Annotated in this window: 12 protein-coding genes; 4 read left to right on the plus strand and 8 right to left on the minus strand. The window is 64.1% G+C overall.

All coding sequences use genetic code 11. The annotated features are described in order from the left end of the window. Positions 1 to 7: 7 nt before the first annotated feature. The 6 genes from IB229_RS13890 to IB229_RS13915 all read right to left on the minus strand — a co-directional run bounded on the left by IB229_RS13890 (position 8) and on the right by IB229_RS13915 (position 9,138). Positions 8 to 1,306: a glycosyltransferase gene (locus tag IB229_RS13890; protein ID WP_192329901.1), complete on the minus strand. Its 1,299-nt coding sequence runs from the start codon at positions 1,304 to 1,306 to the stop codon at positions 8 to 10. An 81-nt stretch (positions 1,307 to 1,387) separates the two neighbouring features. Then, complete coding sequence (locus IB229_RS13895; RefSeq protein WP_192329903.1) at positions 1,388 to 1,894, minus strand: disulfide bond formation protein B; 507 nt, start codon at positions 1,892 to 1,894, stop codon at positions 1,388 to 1,390. Positions 1,895 to 2,148: 254 nt separating this feature from the next. Further along, positions 2,149 to 3,552, minus strand: coding sequence for an efflux transporter outer membrane subunit (locus IB229_RS13900; RefSeq protein ID WP_192329905.1), 1,404 nt, complete (start codon positions 3,550 to 3,552; stop codon positions 2,149 to 2,151). Beyond that, positions 3,549 to 6,728 (minus strand): efflux RND transporter permease subunit, encoded by a 3,180-nt coding sequence (locus tag IB229_RS13905; protein WP_192329907.1) that lies wholly within the window; start codon positions 6,726 to 6,728, stop codon positions 3,549 to 3,551. Before IB229_RS13905 ends, IB229_RS13900 begins: the two co-directional genes overlap by 4 nt. 88 nt (positions 6,729 to 6,816) lie before the next feature. Continuing rightward, positions 6,817 to 8,052, minus strand: a complete 1,236-nt coding sequence (mexE, locus tag IB229_RS13910; protein ID WP_192329909.1) for a multidrug efflux RND transporter periplasmic adaptor subunit MexE — start codon at positions 8,050 to 8,052, stop codon at positions 6,817 to 6,819. Between the two features lie 168 nt (positions 8,053 to 8,220). Beyond that, positions 8,221 to 9,138: a LysR family transcriptional regulator gene (locus IB229_RS13915; RefSeq protein WP_225579152.1), complete on the minus strand. Its 918-nt coding sequence runs from the start codon at positions 9,136 to 9,138 to the stop codon at positions 8,221 to 8,223. Between the two features lie 213 nt (positions 9,139 to 9,351). Between IB229_RS13915 and IB229_RS13920 the strand changes: the two genes are divergently transcribed. Continuing rightward, positions 9,352 to 10,365, plus strand: a complete 1,014-nt coding sequence (locus IB229_RS13920; RefSeq protein WP_192329911.1) for a zinc-dependent alcohol dehydrogenase family protein — start codon at positions 9,352 to 9,354, stop codon at positions 10,363 to 10,365. A gap of 223 nt (positions 10,366 to 10,588) precedes the next feature. Here the strand turns inward: IB229_RS13920 and IB229_RS13925 are convergent, their stop codons facing one another. Beyond that, positions 10,589 to 10,921 carry a thioredoxin family protein gene (locus tag IB229_RS13925; RefSeq protein WP_192329913.1) on the minus strand — a complete coding sequence of 111 codons (333 nt, stop codon included), beginning with the start codon at positions 10,919 to 10,921 and terminating at the stop codon, positions 10,589 to 10,591. A 455-nt stretch (positions 10,922 to 11,376) separates the two neighbouring features. Here IB229_RS13925 and potE point away from each other — a divergent pair, with 455 nt between their 5' ends. From potE to IB229_RS13940, 3 genes are all read left to right on the plus strand, one after another. Next, the gene (gene potE, locus IB229_RS13930) at positions 11,377 to 12,747 is read left to right on the plus strand and encodes a putrescine-ornithine antiporter (RefSeq protein ID WP_192329915.1); all 1,371 of its coding nucleotides are present in this window, start codon (positions 11,377 to 11,379) and stop codon (positions 12,745 to 12,747) included. Positions 12,748 to 12,767: 20 nt separating this feature from the next. Then, positions 12,768 to 15,053, plus strand: coding sequence for an Orn/Lys/Arg decarboxylase N-terminal domain-containing protein (locus IB229_RS13935; RefSeq protein ID WP_192329916.1), 2,286 nt, complete (start codon positions 12,768 to 12,770; stop codon positions 15,051 to 15,053). A gap of 119 nt (positions 15,054 to 15,172) precedes the next feature. Continuing rightward, positions 15,173 to 16,303 (plus strand): mechanosensitive ion channel family protein, encoded by a 1,131-nt coding sequence (locus IB229_RS13940; protein ID WP_192329918.1) that lies wholly within the window; start codon positions 15,173 to 15,175, stop codon positions 16,301 to 16,303. A gap of 3 nt (positions 16,304 to 16,306) precedes the next feature. Here the strand turns inward: IB229_RS13940 and IB229_RS13945 are convergent, their stop codons facing one another. Next, positions 16,307 to 16,789: a CinA family protein gene (locus tag IB229_RS13945; protein ID WP_192329920.1), complete on the minus strand. Its 483-nt coding sequence runs from the start codon at positions 16,787 to 16,789 to the stop codon at positions 16,307 to 16,309. Between the last annotated feature and the right edge of the window lie 105 nt (positions 16,790 to 16,894).

Raw genomic sequence — 16,894 nt, forward strand, 5'->3', positions numbered from 1 at the left:
GTCTGGCTCAGCCGTCGACAGGCTTGCTGGCGGCGTGTTTGGCGGCGATCCACTGTGACATGTACTGCGTGCTCTTGTGCTGGTGATGACGCAGCATGCTGCCGACGAAGTTGGCCCGGCGCTCGGTCTGCAGGTTGTCACGCAGGCGCTGCAGACGCTCGATCAACTGCTGGCCAGCGGCCTGACGATCGAAACGCTCGGCGAGGATGCGCTGGCCGCGTTGCTGCGCTTCGCTCCACTGCTGCGCGTGCTCATGCAATGCTACGGCGGCATCGGCGAAGGCATCGGCGCTATCGACCACTGCGCCGGCCCAGGGCAGCTCGCCGCACATGCCTTCACTGCCGATTGGCGTGGTCACGCTGGGCGTGCCGCAACTCATGGCATCGGCCAGCTTGCCCTTGATTCCCGCCCCGAAGCGCAGCGGCGCCAGGCAGACCCGCGCCTGGCTCATCACCACATGGGCATCGGCGGCCCAGCCGAGCACGTTGAAGCCCTGCTTGGGGTTGTGCAGCGCCGTGGCCTTCGGCGGCGGGTAGGAGCCATAAACCTGCAGCTGCGCCTGTGGCAGGCGCTGGCGAATCAGCGGCCAGAGCTGATGCTTGAGCCACAGCACCGCATCCCAGTTGGGGGCATGGCGGAAGTTGCCGATGCTGATGAAGTCGCGACGCTCGGAAAAGCCCGGCGCGGCGATCTGCGACGGGATCAGCATCAGCGTGCAGTGCTGCAGCAAGGCGGCCGGCACGCCGAACTGTTCCTGCAGCAGGGCCTGTTCGAAGTCGGAAATCAGCAAGGTCAGGTCGCAGCGGTAGATCGCCGCAACCTCGCGCTGGGCCAGGTCGTCCTCGGCCATCGCGGCGAACAGCTGCAGGGCGTCGGCTTGCACGGCGCCTTGCCGATGCCGTTCCTGCTCGCTGCAGGCGTTGCGCTGAGCCTCCTTGAGCAGGCGCTGACGGGCGTCGCGCAGGCTGTGCAGGTCGCTGGTTTCGAGCACGCGAATGGCGTGCGGGCAACAGCGCTCGACACGCCAGCCGAACTGTTCCTCGCTGAAGAAGCGGTCGAACAGCACCAGGTCCGGCTGCAGTTCGCTGACGAAGGCGTCGAAGCTGTCGCAATTGAGGGTAATGGCCACTTCCGGCACGTCATAGACCGCCAGGTCGGCGCGGTGCTCGGACAGCGCCGCAGCGCTGGCGAAGGTCACCCGCCAGCCCTGGGCACGGAACAGCTCGATCAGTTCGATCATGCGGCTGCCGGCGGCCGACGAGCGCGGCTCGGGCCAGACGTAGCCGACGATGAGGACGTTGTACATGGGGCAAGGCTCGGGTGCGGGGCGGCGATTATAAGCCGCGGCCGGCTCGATGGCGCCGTGGCCACCGAGCAGTCGTGCGCCTTACCTGGCGCGGCGGATGCTGCGCCACAGGGTGACGAGGATCAGCATGAACAGTGCGGTGACGGCGGCCAGGGTCCAGCCGGTGAACGGGATGCCGAAAATGAAGTAATCGTTCTGCCCGCAGATGCCGCCGCTCATGAACACGTCCGGCCAGTATTCGTGCAGTGGCAGGTAGTCGGAGTAGAAGGGGAAGGGCGAGCAGCTGAAGCTGTCCATCAGGCCGGTCTCGATCAGCACCACGTGGGCGTTGTCGAACACCGCCATGCCGCCGGCCGCGAGTAGCACCGGCCAAAGTAGTACGGCCAGCCAGGCCTGCTTCGTCGCCCCGGCCAGGGCCAGCAGCAGCGCAGCGGCAGCGGCGATGCTCAGCCACAGGCGGATCTGCACGCACAGGGTGCAAGGCTCCCAACCCAGCCAGAATTGCGTGAGCAGCGCACCACCGAGCATCGCGGCACAGAGCAGGGCGATGAGCAGCGGCAGGGCGACGGGAAGGGAACGACGGGTCATTGCGATCTCCGGAATGTGGCGGATGAAAACTGCCCGCCGCTTGTACCAGTTGGTCCGCGTCGGGGCAATCTGCAGTCGCATCGGTGTGCGCCTGGACAGGCCGAACGGCAAGCGCCGATGCCTGTATCGCCCTGGATTCTCCAGGCAAAAAAATCCCCACGGTCTGGAACGGGACCGTGGGGAGCGCAATGGCCGACAAGGGGGAGCGTCAGCCCAGGAGGAACAGTTTCGCGTCAGAACCCGTTAATGGGTTCTTAGGCCTGTGGTTGCCAGCCACCGCCCAGCGCCTTGTAGATGGAGACGATGCCGCGGTACAGCTCGACCTCGGCCAACGCCTGCGCGTCCTCGGCAGCCAGGCGTTCGCGTTCGGCGTCGAGCAGCACGAGGAAGTCCACGGTGCCTTCGCGGTAGCGCACGGCGGCCTGTTGCGCGGCGGCGCGGCTGGCTTCGGACTGGCGCACCAGGGAGACCAGGCGCTGCTGGCGTTTGGCGTAATCGCTGAAGGCGTTTTCCGACTCTTCCAAGGCCAGCAGCACCTGCTGCTCGTAGCTGGCCAGGGCACCATCGGCTTCGGCCTTGGCACCGCGCAGGCGAGCCCGCACGCTGCCCAGGTCGAACGCCGCCCAGGTGATGCTCGGCGCCACGCCCCAGGCTCGCGCATCGGCAGCACCCAGCTGCGAACCACGCCCGGCGGTGAAGCCGAGGAAGCCGCTGAGGCTGACCCGCGGGAACAGGTCGGCGGTGGCCACACCGATATTGGCGGTAGAGGCAGCCAGTTGGCGTTCGGCGGCGCGGATGTCCGGACGGCGACGCAGCAGCTCGGCCGGATCGCCGATCGGCAGCGCCTTGGCGATCACCGGCAGCGGCTGCGGCGACAGGTCTACCGACAGCTGCTCCGGCCGCTGACCGAGCAGGGTGGCGATGCGATTGCGCGCCCGCGCCCCTTCGGCCTGCAGTTGCGGCAGGCTGGCTTCGGTGGCGGCCAGGCGCGCATCTGCACGCAGCACGTCCAGTTCGTTGCCGACGCCGGCGTCGCGCAGCTGCTCGGTGAGGCCACGCGACTCCTGCTGGTTCTTCAGGTTCTCGCGGGCGATGCGTTCCCGCAGTTGCGCACCGCGCAGGTCGCCATAGGCATCCACCAGCTCGGCGATCAGGCTGACCTGCAGCTGGTACAGCTCGGCTTCGGCCACGTCGATCTGCGCTTCGCTGCTTTCGATCTGGCGCTGAATGCGGCCGAACAGGTCGAGTTCCCAGGCCATGTCCAGGCCCAGGTCATAACGTTCCTGACGCACGCGCTCCTCGCTGGTCGGCGGCTGCTGGGCCTTGCCGAACTCGCCACTGGCGCGACTGGTCACGGTCGGCAGCTGGTCGTTGGCCACGTCGTCGCGGATCGAGCGGGCGGCGCGCAGGCGGGCGAACGCCACGCGCAGTTCGCGGTTTTCCTTGAGCGACTGCTGCACCAGCTGGTTCAGGGTCGGGTCGTCGAACTGCTGCCACCAGGTGGTTTCGAAGCGGCTGCGGTCAAGCTCCATCGCCTCGGCGCTGGCCACCGTGGCCGGCTCGGTAGCCGGCGCCTGGTAGTCGGGGCCTACGGCACAGGCGGCCAGGGCCAGGTACAGCGGCGCCAGGACGAGGAGGTCAGAGACTGGGTGTTTCATGCGTGCACCTCATTCAATGGCTTGGCCTTCTTGGCCTCGCGTTTCTCCACGAAACCGCGGATCAGCACGTAGAACACCGGGGTCAGCAGCAGGCCGAAGAAGGTCACGCCGATCATCCCGCTGAACACCGCGACGCCCATGGCGTGGCGCATTTCGGCGCCGGCACCGCTGGAAAGCACCAGGGGCACCACGCCCATGATGAAGGCGATGGAAGTCATCAGGATCGGGCGCAGACGCAGGCGACAGGCTTCCAGTACCGCGGCGACGCGGTCCATGCCTTCTTCCTGTTTCTCCTTGGCGAACTCGACGATGAGGATGGCGTTCTTGCACGCCAGGCCCACCAGTACGATCAAGCCGATCTGGGTGAACACGTTGTTGTCGCCACCGGCCAGGATCACCCCGACGATGGCGGAGAACAGCACGGTCGGCACGATCAGGATCACCGCCAGCGGCAGGCTCCAGCTTTCGTACTGGGCCGCCAGTACCAGGAAGGCCAGCAGCACGCAGAGCGGGAAGATGAAGATCGCGGTGTTACCGGCAAGGATCTGCTGGTAGGTCAGCTCGGTCCACTCGTAGGTCATGCCATTGGGCAGTTCCTCCTTGAGCAGCTTGGCAATCGCCGCCTCGGCCTGGCCGGAGCTGTAGCCTGGGGCTGCCGCGCCGTTGATCTCGGCGGTGAGGAAGCCGTTGTAGTGCATCACCCGATCCGGCCCCGCGCTGTTGTCCACCTTGACGAAGGTCGACAGCGGGATCATCTCGCCACGGTTGTTGCGCACCTTGAGCTGGCCGATCTGCTCGGGCTCCAGGCGGAACTGCTGGTCGGCCTGGACGTTGACCTGGTAGGTGCGGCCGAAGCGGTTGAAGTCGTTGGCGTACAGAGAACCCAGGTACACCTGCATGGTGTCGAAGATGTCGCTGATGGCCACGCCGTGGGTCTTGGCCTTCTCGCGGTCGATATTGGCTTCCACCTGCGGCACGTTGACCTGGTAGCTGGTGAACACCGACATCGGGTCCAGCTCGGGCAGTGCGCGCGCCTTGGCGATGATGTTCTGAGTCTGCGTGTAGAGTTCCTCGTAGCCCAGGCTGCCGCGGTCCTCCACCTGCAGGCGGAAGCCGCCGATGGTGCCGAGACCCTGCACGGGCGGCGGCGGGAAGATCGCGATGTAGGCGTCCTGGATGTCGGCGAACTGGGCATTCAGCTCGGCGGCGATGGCACTGGCGGACATCGATGGATCACGGCGCTCGTCGAACGGCTTGAGCGGGGTGAAGACGATGCCGCTGTTCGGGCTGTTGGTGAAACCGTTGATCGACAGGCCGGGGAAGGCCACGGTGTTTTCCACGCCCGGGTGCTTGCCGGCGATTTCCGACATGCGCTTGATCACGTCCTCGGTACGGTCGAGGGTGGCGGCATCCGGCAGCTGGGCGAAAGCGACCAGGTACTGCTTGTCCTGTTGCGGCACGAAACCGCTCGGCGTGCTGGAAAACCCGAGGTAGCCGAGGACCAGCAGGCCACCGTAAACCACCAGGGCAATCGAGCTGCCGCGCAGTACGCGCTTCACGGTGCCGACGTAACCATGGCTGGCGCGGTCGAAGAAGCGGTTGAACGGGTTGAACAGCCAGCCGCCAAAAACCTTGTCGAGCACGCGGGAGAAGCGGTCCTTCGGCGCGTGGTGATCCTTCAGCAGCACGGCGGCCAAGGCTGGCGACAGGGTCAGCGAGTTGATCGCCGAGATCACCGTGGAGATGGCGATGGTCAGCGCGAACTGCTGGTAGAACTGCCCGGTGAGGCCGGAGATGAACGCGGTCGGCACGAACACGGCGCACAGCACCAGGGCGGTGGCGACGATGGGACCGGTCACTTCCTTCATGGCCTGGCGCGTGGCGTCCACCGGCGACTTGCCGAGGCCGATGTTACGTTCGACGTTCTCCACCACGACGATGGCGTCGTCCACCACGATGCCGATGGCCAGCACCAGGCCGAACAGCGACAGGGCGTTGAGCGAGAAACCGAACATGTGCATCACGGCGAAGGTACCGATCAGCGATACCGGCACGGCGGCCAGCGGGATGATCGAGGCGCGCCAGGTCTGCAGGAACAGGATCACCACCAGCACCACCAGCACGATGGCTTCGAGCAGGGTGTGAACCACCGCCTCGATGGAGCCACGCACGAAGATGGTCGGGTCATAGACGATCTCGTAGTCCATGCCTTGAGGGAAACTCTTCTTCAGCTCGGCCATGCGCTCACGCACCGAGTCGGAGATCTCGATGGCGTTGGAGCCAGGGCGCTGGAATACCGGGATGGCCACCGCCGGCTGGTTGTTCAGCAGCGAACGCAGGGCGTACTGACTGGAGCCCAGCTCGATACGGGCGATGTCCTTCAGGCGAGTGATTTCGCCATCGTCACCGGCACGGATGATGATGTTCTCGAACTCTTCCTCGCTGACCAGGCGGCCCTGGGTGTTGATCGACAGCTGGAAGCTGTTGCCGGCATCCGAGGGCGGCGCGCCAAGGGCACCGGCCGCGACCTGGCGGTTCTGTTCGCGGATGGCGTTGACCACATCGGTGGCGGTGAGGTTGCGCGAGGCGACCTTGTTCGGGTCGAGCCACACGCGCAGCGAGTAGTTGCCCATGCCGAACAGCTGCACGTCGCCGACGCCGTCCAGGCGCGCCAGCTCGTCTTTCACGTTGAGCGCGGCGTAGTTGGACAGATACAGCATGTCGTAGCGCTGATCCGGCGAAGTCAGGTGCACCACCATGGTCAGGTCCGGGGAGGCCTTGTCCACGGTCACACCGAGCCGCTGCACCTCGGTGGGCAGGGTCGGCATGGTCCGCGTCACGCGGTTTTGCACCTGCACCTGGGCGTTGTCCAGGTCAGTGCCCAGGGCAAAGGTGATGGTCAGGGTCAGCTTGCCGTCGTTGGTCGACTGCGAGGACATGTAGAGCATGCCTTCCACGCCGACGATGGCCTGCTCCAGCGGCGAGGCGACGGTTTCACCGATCACCTTGGGGTTGGCGCCGGGGAAGTTGGCGCGTACCACCACGGTGGGCGGCACCACTTCCGGGTATTCACTGATCGGCAGCTGGAACAGCGAGATCGCACCGGCGATCAGGATCAGCAGCGACAGCACCGCGGCGAAAATCGGCCGCTTGATGAAGAACTGGGAGAAATTCATGGGTAATCCTCGGGCTCCGGCGCGCACGACGGCGCACCCTACGGTCATTCAGGGGTAGGGTGCGCGGCGCGCACCAGGGCGCTATCTGTCAGCCGCGTGGGGTGTCGGCGCTGTTCTTTTCTGCTACGCGGGGAGCGTCGCGACCGTCGACGGCCTGGCGCAAGCGCGCCAGGGCTGCTTCGGTGTCCTTGTCGGCCATCGGCACGGCCTGTGGGTCGACGGTGGAGCCCGGCATGGCGCGCTGCAGGCCGTTGACCACGATCTTCTCGCCCTTGGCCAAGCCGCTACGCACGATGCGCAGGCCTTCGACCTTTGGCCCGAGCTCGATCGAGCGGTAGCTGACGGTGTTGTCGGCGCCGAGGACCAGGACGAACTTCTTGCCCAGGTCGGTACCGACGGCGACATCCTGGATCAGAGTGGCGTCGTAGGTGCCGCTGCCGACCAGTTTCAGGCGGGCATACAGACCGGGGGTGAAGCCGCCGTCACGGTTGTCGAACACCGCGCGGCCACGGATGGTGCCGGTACGCGGATTGACCTGGTTGTCGAGAAAGTCGAGCTGCCCCAGGTGCGGGTTGCCGTCCTCGCTGGACAGGCCGAGGTACACCGGGCTCTTGCCGCGGGCATCACCACCGGCCTTGCGCGCCAGCTCCACGTACTTGAGGAACACGCGCTCGTCGGCATCGAAGTAGGCGTAGACCTTGTCGGTGGAAACCAGCGAGGTGAGCAGCGATTGGCCGGCGTTGACCAGGTTGCCTTCGGTGATTTCCGCGCGGCTGACGCGGCCATCGATTGGCGAGGTGACGCGGGTGAAACTGAGGTTGAGCTTGGCGTTGTCCAGTTCGGCCTGGATCGCAGCGACTGCAGCCTGGGCTTCCTGAGCGGCGCTGTCACGGGCATCGGCGAGTTCGGCGGAGATCGCGTTGCTCTGGCGCAGACGCTCGCCACGGCGGGCTTCATTGTTGGCGCGGGTCTGACCGGCGCGAGCCTGTTGCAACTGGGCCTGCAGACGTTTGACTTCGGCCTCGAACGGGCGCGGGTCGATCTGGAACAGCAGGTCACCTTTCTTCACCAGGGTGCCTTCGTCGAAGGCCACACGGTCGATGTAGCCGGACACCCGTGGGCGGACCTCAACCGACTCCGGGGCTTCGAGGCGGCCGGTGAGCTCGTCCCATTCATTGATCGGTTGCTGGATCACTTCGGCGACGCTGACCTTGGCGGCCGGCATCTGCTGGCTGGTTTCCTCGGACTTGCCGCACGCGCTCAACACCAGAACGGCCGCCAGGGCCAAGGGGAAGTGCCAGATTGTTTTCTTTGACTGTTCCATGTGGGACTCCGCCATCGGATTTGGGAATGGGCGGAGTCTGCTGCGCACTCTTACATACGACGAATCGAATAATGCGAAGTTAATTATCAGCAGGAATGATGGGCAGCTACTTGCCAGGCTGATCGCCCATGCTGACGGAATGCCCGCAGCAGACGCTGCGGCAGGCGATTACTCGAGGCTGTCCGGGTCGCCGCAGAACATCTGGATACGCGAACGCAGCCAGCGTTCGGCCGGATCGTTGTCCTGGGCGCCGCGCCAGGCCATGTGCAGCTCGAACGAACGAATCGGGATCGGCAGGTCTTCGGCACGTACACCACCGGCAGCGGTCAGCGCCGCGGCGGTGTAATCCGGCACGGTGGCCACGATGTCGGTGCCGGAGAGGAGGGTGCCCAGGCCGTTGAACTGCGGCACGGCGAGGACCACGCGACGTTTCTGGCCAACCTTCTCCAGCTCTTCATCAATGAAGCCGCTGAGGTCACCGGCGAACGACACCAGCGCGTGCGGGCGGGCGCAGAAGTCTTCAAGGCTGAGGTTGCCGGGAATCGTGTCGGCACGCAGCAGCTTGGGTTTGCTGCGGCGCAGCACCTTGCGCTTGGCGTTGGCCGGCAAGTCTTCGGTGTAGCCGACACCGACGGAGATCTCGCCGGAGGCCAGCAGGCCCGGCATCAAGAGATAGTTGGTGCGGCGAATCACCAGCACCACGCCGGGCGCTTCCGCGCGCAGGCGCTTGATCAGCGGCGGCAGCAGGCCGAACTCGACGTCATCCGAGAGGCCGATACGGAACACCGCATTGCTGGTGGCTGGGGTGAATTCGGCGGCGCGGCTGACAGCGGTGGAAATGGAGTCGAGGGCGGGAGAGAGCAGGGCGAAGATCTCGACCGCGCGAGCCGAAGGCTCCATGCTGCGCCCCGTGCGCACGAACAGCGGGTCGTCGAACAATGAACGCAGACGTGCCAGTGCGGCGCTGATCGCCGGCTGACCGAGGAACAATTTCTCGGCGGCACGCGTTACGCTGCGCTCATGCATCAGCGTTTCGAAAACGATCAGCAGATTGAGATCGACGCGGCGGAGATCGTTGCGGTTCATCCGGTGTCCACTGTGCAAGGAACTGCGTGAAGTGCAGCGCGAGTCAGGCTAATGCGGATGCGTACCCGCAGGCAAGCTACCTGCCGCGTGAAACGTGGTTGATAACGGCAGAATCATCGCCAGGCATGGTCACTATCAGTACCGCCGGGTGGTATTGCCCCCAAAGCCCGGATAAAGTCCGTGGCCATAAGGGGTTAACCGACGAGGTTTGAGATGTCCCGCATCATTCGTTTTCATCAGTTCGGCGAGGCAGATGTCCTCAAGATAGAAGAGCGCCCGTGTCCGTCGCCTGGTGCTGGCGAGGTGCTGGTGCGAACCGAAGCGATCGGCGTGAGCTGGATCGACGTGCTCTGGCGGCAGAACCTGGCCAGCACACCGGCGCAGCTTCCGGCCGGGCTCGGCCACGAAATCGCCGGCGTCGTCACGGCTGTTGGCGAAGGCGTTGATGACCTGGCCGTGGGCGACAAGGTTGCCAGTTTCCCTGGGCACAGTGTCAACCGCTATCCCGGTTATGCCGAAGACGTGGTGCTGCCGCGTGCATCGCTGACCCGTTATCCCGACGTGCTCACGCCGCAACAGGCTGCCGTGCACTACCTGCCGTCGATGGTTGGCTGGTTCGGTTTTACCGACCTGGCGCGCCTGAAAGCGGGTGAAAGCGTCTTGGTCACCGCGGCCAGCCAATGCTGGGGCCCGTACATCGTGCAGATGGGCAAAGCCCTCGGCGCGCACGTGATCGCCGCAACGAGCAACCCCGACGACAAGGACTACCTGCGCGAGCTGGGTGCCGATCAGGTCATCCTCACCGAGGAGCAGGACCTGGTCAGCCGGGTGAACAAACTCACCGACGGCCGCGGCGTGGACATCGTCATGGACGCCCTGGGTGGTCCGCAAATGTGCCTGCTCGGTGACGTGCTGGCGCCTCGTGGTCGCCTCGTGTTGTTCGGCCTGCAGGGCGGCAACGAAACGCCGTTCCCGGCGTGCGCAGCGTTCCAGAAGAACATCCAGTTCTTCGTGCACTGCATCGGCAACTTCACCGGCAAGGAAGAACTGTCCATTCCCCAGGACAAGGAAGCCGTCGCCAAAGCCTTGCTGGCGATCAACCAGTTGACCGGTGATGGTCTGCTGAAAGCACAGATCGATCAGGTGTTCGCTTTCGACAAAGTCGTCGACGCTCATCGCCGCATGGAAACCTGCCCGAGCCACGGCCGCGTGGTGATCGAAGTCTGATCGCAGGCAGAGCCTCAGCCTGACCCGTGCAGGCTGAGGTAAACAGCGCTCCATCCATTCAAAGCAAAACCCATTCAATGGTCCCTGGCCGTTGCATCCCGTTTAATCCAATCAAATCCGTGACTCTACGTACATAACGCATCATACATAACTGCGCATAATGTATATTATGTTAAATTACGAATATTATACGGATGCAGCTCCAGATTCCGCTGTGCAGCGTTCACCCTCTGCTTTTCAGTTGCTCGAAGGCCTCGTCGATTAGCCGCTGCTCCGTTGGCCGTACCAGTCGAGCCACTTCCTGTCCTTCGTGCAGGAAGATCAATGTCGGCCAGAGCTTCACGCGGAATGAACGGCCCAATGGTCTGCGGCTGCCATCTTCGATCTTGATATGCCGCACCTGCGCATTTGCCGCGAACGTCTGCGTCAGAATCGGCTGCAGCGCTTTGCAGTGGCCACACCACGGCGCCCCGAACTCGATCAGGGTTACGCCGGGCAAACTGTCGATCTCGGCCCGACTCGGTTCACGCTCCGCATAGATTGCAGTCATCGCCATCGCTCATTATCTCCAGATGCTCTACCCAGGTAGCGTCGAAAGCAGTTTGCGGATTGCATCTCCTGCTGTCTTCAGGTTGATCCTCTGCACCTGCACACAAACGACTCGGACCGCCGTCCGGAAGTTGACCACCGGACTGGCTAAACGGATAACTCGTGCTAGCCTTCAGAAAGCTTCTATCTCGCCTGAAAGGTGCGTTCTAGAGCCTTCGAAAGGGAGTAAAAGGATGTCATTGCGCCACTATCCAAGCCCCCTCAGATCGGTCGAAAGAGCACAGGAAGGCCTCTTTTGACTCCCGCCATGCCTTCCGCTTGATCCAGGGCAACCGCCCCGCTCCACGATTCGTGTTTTGTGTCTTCTCACACATGAATAAGTAAATATCGCGTTGTCGCAGTACCTGATTACGTCAAGCGCCGGCGTTTGCTCGCGCTTTCTATTGTGGAGGGAGTGCTGAAATGGCAGAAGCCAAAAAAATGAGCGTCGGTCAACTGACCATGCTGACCGCGGTGAACATGCTCGGCTCGGGCATCGTTCTGTTGCCGACCAAACTGGCCGAAATCGGTGCGATCTCGATTCTTTCCTGGCTGGTGACGGCCACCGGCTCACTGGCCCTGGCCTATGCCTTCGCCCGCTGCGGCATGCTCAGCCGCAAGACCGGCGGCATGGGCGGCTACGCCGAGTACACCTTCGGCAAGGCCGGTAACTACCTGACCAACTACACCTACGGCAGTTCCCTGTTGATCGCCAACGTCGCCATCAGCATCACGGCAGTGGGCTACATCCAGGTGCTGTTCGGCTGGCAGCTGAGCCCGCTGAATGTCGGCCTGATGACCATCGCCCTCCTCTGGATCACCACCTTCGCCAATTTCGGCGGTGCCAGCATCACCGGCAAGATCGGTTCGGTCACCGTCTGGGGCGTGATCGCGCCCGTCGTGGCCGTGTCGACCATTGGCTGGTTCTGGTTCGACTCGTCGATCTATGCCGAAGGCTGGAACCCTCATGGCAAATCCTACCTGGAGGCCGCCGGCGCCTCGGTAGCGATCACCCTCTGGGCGTTCCTCGGCCTGGAGTCCGCCTGCGCCAACACCGACGCGGTGGAAAACCCCGAGCGCAACGTCCCGATCGCCGTACTCGGCGGCACCATCGGTGCAGCAGTTATTTATATCGTCTCGACCAACGTCATCGCCGGCATCGTTGCCAACCCGGAGCTGGTCAGCTCGACCGCACCGTTCGGCCTGGTCTTCGCCAAGATGTTCAACCCCATGGTCGGCAGCATCGTCATGGGCATGATGGTGCTGGCCTGCATCGGCTCGCTGCTCGGCTGGCAGTTCACCATCGCCCAGGTGTTCAAGAGTTCGGCCGACACCGGCTACTTCGTGCCGGTCTTTGCCATCGTCAACAAGGCTGGCACCCCCATCGTCGGCATGCTGATCCTGCTGGCGGCGCAAACGGCGCTGGCACTGCTGACCATCAGCCCGGACCTGACCAAGCAGTTCGACACCCTGGTCAACCTCGCGGTGGTCACCAATATCATCCCGTACATCCTCTCGATGGCTGCGCTGGCGACGATCCAGAAGGTCTCCAACGTGCCGCCCAAGCAGGCGCTCATCACCAACATCGTGGCCGCGGTCGCTGCCGCGTACAGCTACCTGGCGCTATACAGCTCCGGGGCCGAGGCGCTGATGCTCGGCGGCGTAGCGACCATCGCCGGCTACACGCTGTTCGGTTACGTCAATACCCGTCTGATGCGTCTCGAAGCCGAACAGAAGGCCGTTGACCACATGACCCCGGCTCCGCAGATCGAAGCGGCCAAACACAACCCATAAGGAATGAGGGAGCATCTGTCATGAGTCAGAACAGGCATACCCTGGGCATGCTGGCGCTGGTCGTCAGCAACCCACCAGACAACCGCACCGTCTTCGGCCGCTCACTGGGCCAATTGGTCTCCGACATGGAGGAGCGCTCGATCAGCGTGCTGGTCGCCGAATCCTTCAGTGACGCCTCCACCATCGTCCGCTCCGATCCGGCCATCCAGTGCCTGCTGCTGAACTGGGACATGGACAAGAGCGAAGGCCAGAGCGCCTGCATTTCTCTGCTCACCGACCTGCGTGCGCGCAATACGCGGGTGCCGGTGTTCCTGATCAGCGACCGCGCCGCAGTATCGACCATTCCCCTGCTGGTCATGCAGCACGCCGATGACTTCATCTGGTTGCCCGAAGACACCAGCGTGTTCATCAGCGGACGGATTCTCGCCGCCATCGAGCGCTATCGGCAGGCCGTGCTGCCGCCGATGTTCGGCGCGCTGCTGAAGTTCTCGCGCACCTACGAATACTCCTGGCACACGCCGGGCCATGCCGGTGGCACCGCCTTCCTCAAGAGCACCGCCGGGCGTGCTTTCTACGAATTCTTCGGGGAAAACCTGCTGCGTTCGGACCTGTCCATCTCGGTCGGTGAACTGGGTTCGCTGCTCGACCACAGCGGCCCGATCGGCCAGGGCGAGCGTTACGCCGCCAAGGTGTTCGGCTCGCACCGCACCTACTACGTCACCAACGGCTCGTCGACCTCCAACCGCGTCATCCTGATGGCCAGCGTCACCCGCAACCAGATTGCCCTGTGCGACCGCAATTGCCACAAGTCCGCCGAGCACTCGATGACCTTGTCCGGCGCGATCCCGACCTACCTGGTGCCAACGCGTAACCGCTACGGCATCATCGGTCCGATCCTGCCGCAGACCCTCAGCGCCGAGGCGGTGAAACAGGCCATTGCCGACAACCCGTTGGTCAAGGACGGCATCGACACCACACCGCAGCACGCCATCATCACCAACTCGACCTACGACGGCCTCTGCTACAACGTCACGCGCGTGGAGCAATTGCTCGGCGACAGCGTCGACCGTCTGCACTTCGACGAAGCCTGGTATGGCTATGCGCGCTTCAACCCGATCTACCGTGAACGCTTTGCCATGCATGGCAACCCGGAAGACCACGACCCGAACGGGCCAACCGTGTTCGCCACCCAGTCGACCCACAAGCTGCTCGCCGCCCTGTCGCAGGCCTCGATGATCCACGTGCGTGACGGGCGCCGGGCGATCTCGCATGGGCGCTTCAACGAGTCGTTCATGATGCACGCCTCGACCTCGCCCAACTACGCGATCATGGCCTCGTGCGATGTCAGCTCGGCGATGATGGAAGCACCCAGCGGGCTGATCCTCACCAGCGAGTCGATCGACGAAGCCGTGTCGTTCCGCCAGGTGCTGTCACGCATGCACAGCGACATGGGGGCGAAGGACGACTGGTTCTTCACCTGCTGGCAGCCGCCGACCTTGCAGGTCGATGGCATGGAGCTGCCATTCCACGAAGTCGATCCAGCCTTCCTGAAAAGCGAGCCGTACTGCTGGGTGCTGCACCCGAACGAAACCTGGCACGGTTTCGGCGACATCGAAGACGGCTACTGCATGCTCGACCCGATCAAGGTCTCGGTGCTCACTCCGGGCATGGGCGACGACGGCAACCTGCTGCCCAGCGGCATTCCGGCCTGCGTGCTGACCGCCTACCTGGGCCGCCAGGGCATCGTGGTGGAGAAAACCACCGACTTCACCATCCTCTTCCTCTTCTCCATCGGCATCACCAAGGGCAAGTGGGGCACGCTGGTCAACGCCCTCCTCGACTTCAAGCGCGACTACGACGACAACCTGGAACTGGAGATGTGCCTGCCGGACCTGGTGCAGAGCCATCCGCAGCGCTACAAGGGCATGGGAATCAGGGACCTGGCCGAGCAGATCTTCACCGCCATGGGCGAAACCCGCACCACCGCCAACATGGCGGCGGCGTTCGGCATGCTGCCGCAAGCCGAACTCAGCCCGGTGGAAGCCTACGAAAAACTGGTCAAGGACGAGATCGAGCTGGTCACCCTGGAGCAGGCCGCGGGACGCGTCGTCGCCACCGGCATCGTGCCCTACCCGCCAGGCATTCCGTTGCTGATGCCCGGCGAGAGTGCCGGCCCGGCCGATGGCCCGCTGCTCAGCTACCTCAAGGCGCTGGAGAGCTTCGACCGCTCCTTCCCGGGGCTCACCCACGACACCCACGGCATCGAAGCCGAGGAAGGCGTCTATCACCTCTACTGCCTGAAATAGGCTGCAAGCAGGGTCGATCACCGGCGTGATCGGCCCCCAACCCTCCGCGCACGCACATCCGATGAAACCCGAGCCGCCTCGCTGGGTCACTAACAGGTGATCCTTGCGAGAGCGTGCCGATGCCTGCCGACTGGTTGACCTTTTTGCCCCTGCCCGAACTCAAGACCCTGCTGATCGCCGCCATCGTGGTGCTGGTCCTCAGCGTGCTCGCGCGTGTGGTGCTGCACGGCATGCAGCGTCTGGCCAGACCGTTCCTGTTTCCCCGTGAGCTACTGCAGCGCACCCGTGCGCCGCTGCACCTGCTGATCCCCCTGCTCGGCCTGCAGACCGTATGCAGCACGGCGCCGGACGACCTGATGTGGATCGGTGGCATCCGCCACATCACCTCGCTGGTGATCATTGGCGTGTTCACCTGGCTCGGCCTGCGTGCGGTGGATGCGATTCAGCAGATCATCCTGCTGCACAATCCGGTGAACATGATCGACAACCTGCGCGCACGGCAGATCCAGACCCAGACCCGTGTGCTGGTGCGCATCCTCAGCTTCCTGGTCCTGCTGTTCGGCGTTTCGGCAATGCTGATCACCTTCCCCACCGCTCGCCAGTTCGGCACCAGCCTGCTCGCCTCCGCCGGCCTTGCCGGTCTGGCCGTGGGTTTCGCAGCCAAACCGGTACTGGGCAACCTGATCGCCGGCTTGCAGATCGCCCTCACCCAGCCGATTCGCCTGGATGACGTGGTGATCGTCGAAAACGAGTGGGGGCGGATCGAGGAAATCACCGGCAGCTACGTGGTCGTGCGTATCTGGGACGACCGCCGGCTGATCGTGCCGCTGCAGTGGTTCATCGAGAACCCGTTCCAGAACTGGACGCGGACCAGCTCGTCGCTGACCGGCGCGGTGGTGTTCTGGGTCGACTATTCGACACCGCTCGAGCCGCTGCGCCGCGAGATGGACCGCCTGCTTCAGGAGGTGCCGCAACTCTGGGACGGTCGCGTCAGCGTGCTGCAGGTCACCGACTGCACCGAGCGCAGCATCCAGGTGCGCGTGCTGGCCAGTTCTGGCGACTCGTCACGCGGCTGGGACCTGCGCTGCTACCTGCGCGAGAACCTGATCACCTTCATCAACCGCGAATACCCACACAGCCTGCCGCAGCTGCGTGCGGTGCTGCAGGCCGCTGACAAGGGCGATGAATACAGTGCGCAGCGGCCGCTCAAGGGCGAGATCAGCGAGCCGGAGCGGCAGCCACCGGTGTAGGCGTCAGATCGAGCGCAGGCGCTCGTAGTAGTACGGCAGTTGCATCAGTGCGTATTGCGCGGCGGCGGCACGGACTTCGTTACGCTCGCCATCGAACTTGACCGTCTCGCTGACCACGCCCTCATGGTCGTTGACGCTCATGGCGCAGGCGAAGCATTGCACGCCGTTCATCGCGCCGTCGGCCTCGGCCAGGCCGGTGTTGGCCAGGACGATGGCGGCCTTGCTCAGCTTGAGCGCGCCAACTGCCATTTCCCGTGCCACCTCTTCGCTGGTCAGGCCATAGGTCTGCATGGTCTGGAAGCTGACCCCGAGAAGCGAATTCTTCGATTCCGGCGAGTAGACGATGAAGCCGGACTCCAGCACCTGGCCGCTGCCCTGCACGTCGGCAACCATCGAGGCCATCAGCCCGGCGGTGCAGGATTCGGCGGTGGTCAGACGCAGCTGGTACTTCTCGAGAAAGCTGATGACCTGCTCGACGTTTTGCATGGCGTTCGACCTTCTCTGCGCGGGGAATCAATGGCTATGGGAAGCCCCCTGGCAGCGCAAGTTCAAAAAATCCCCCGCGCGCGTTCCTACAGGAAAAAAAGTCGA

Source organism: Pseudomonas sp. PDM14, assembly GCF_014851905.1.
In the GTDB taxonomy this organism is placed as follows: Bacteria; Pseudomonadota; Gammaproteobacteria; order Pseudomonadales; family Pseudomonadaceae; genus Aquipseudomonas.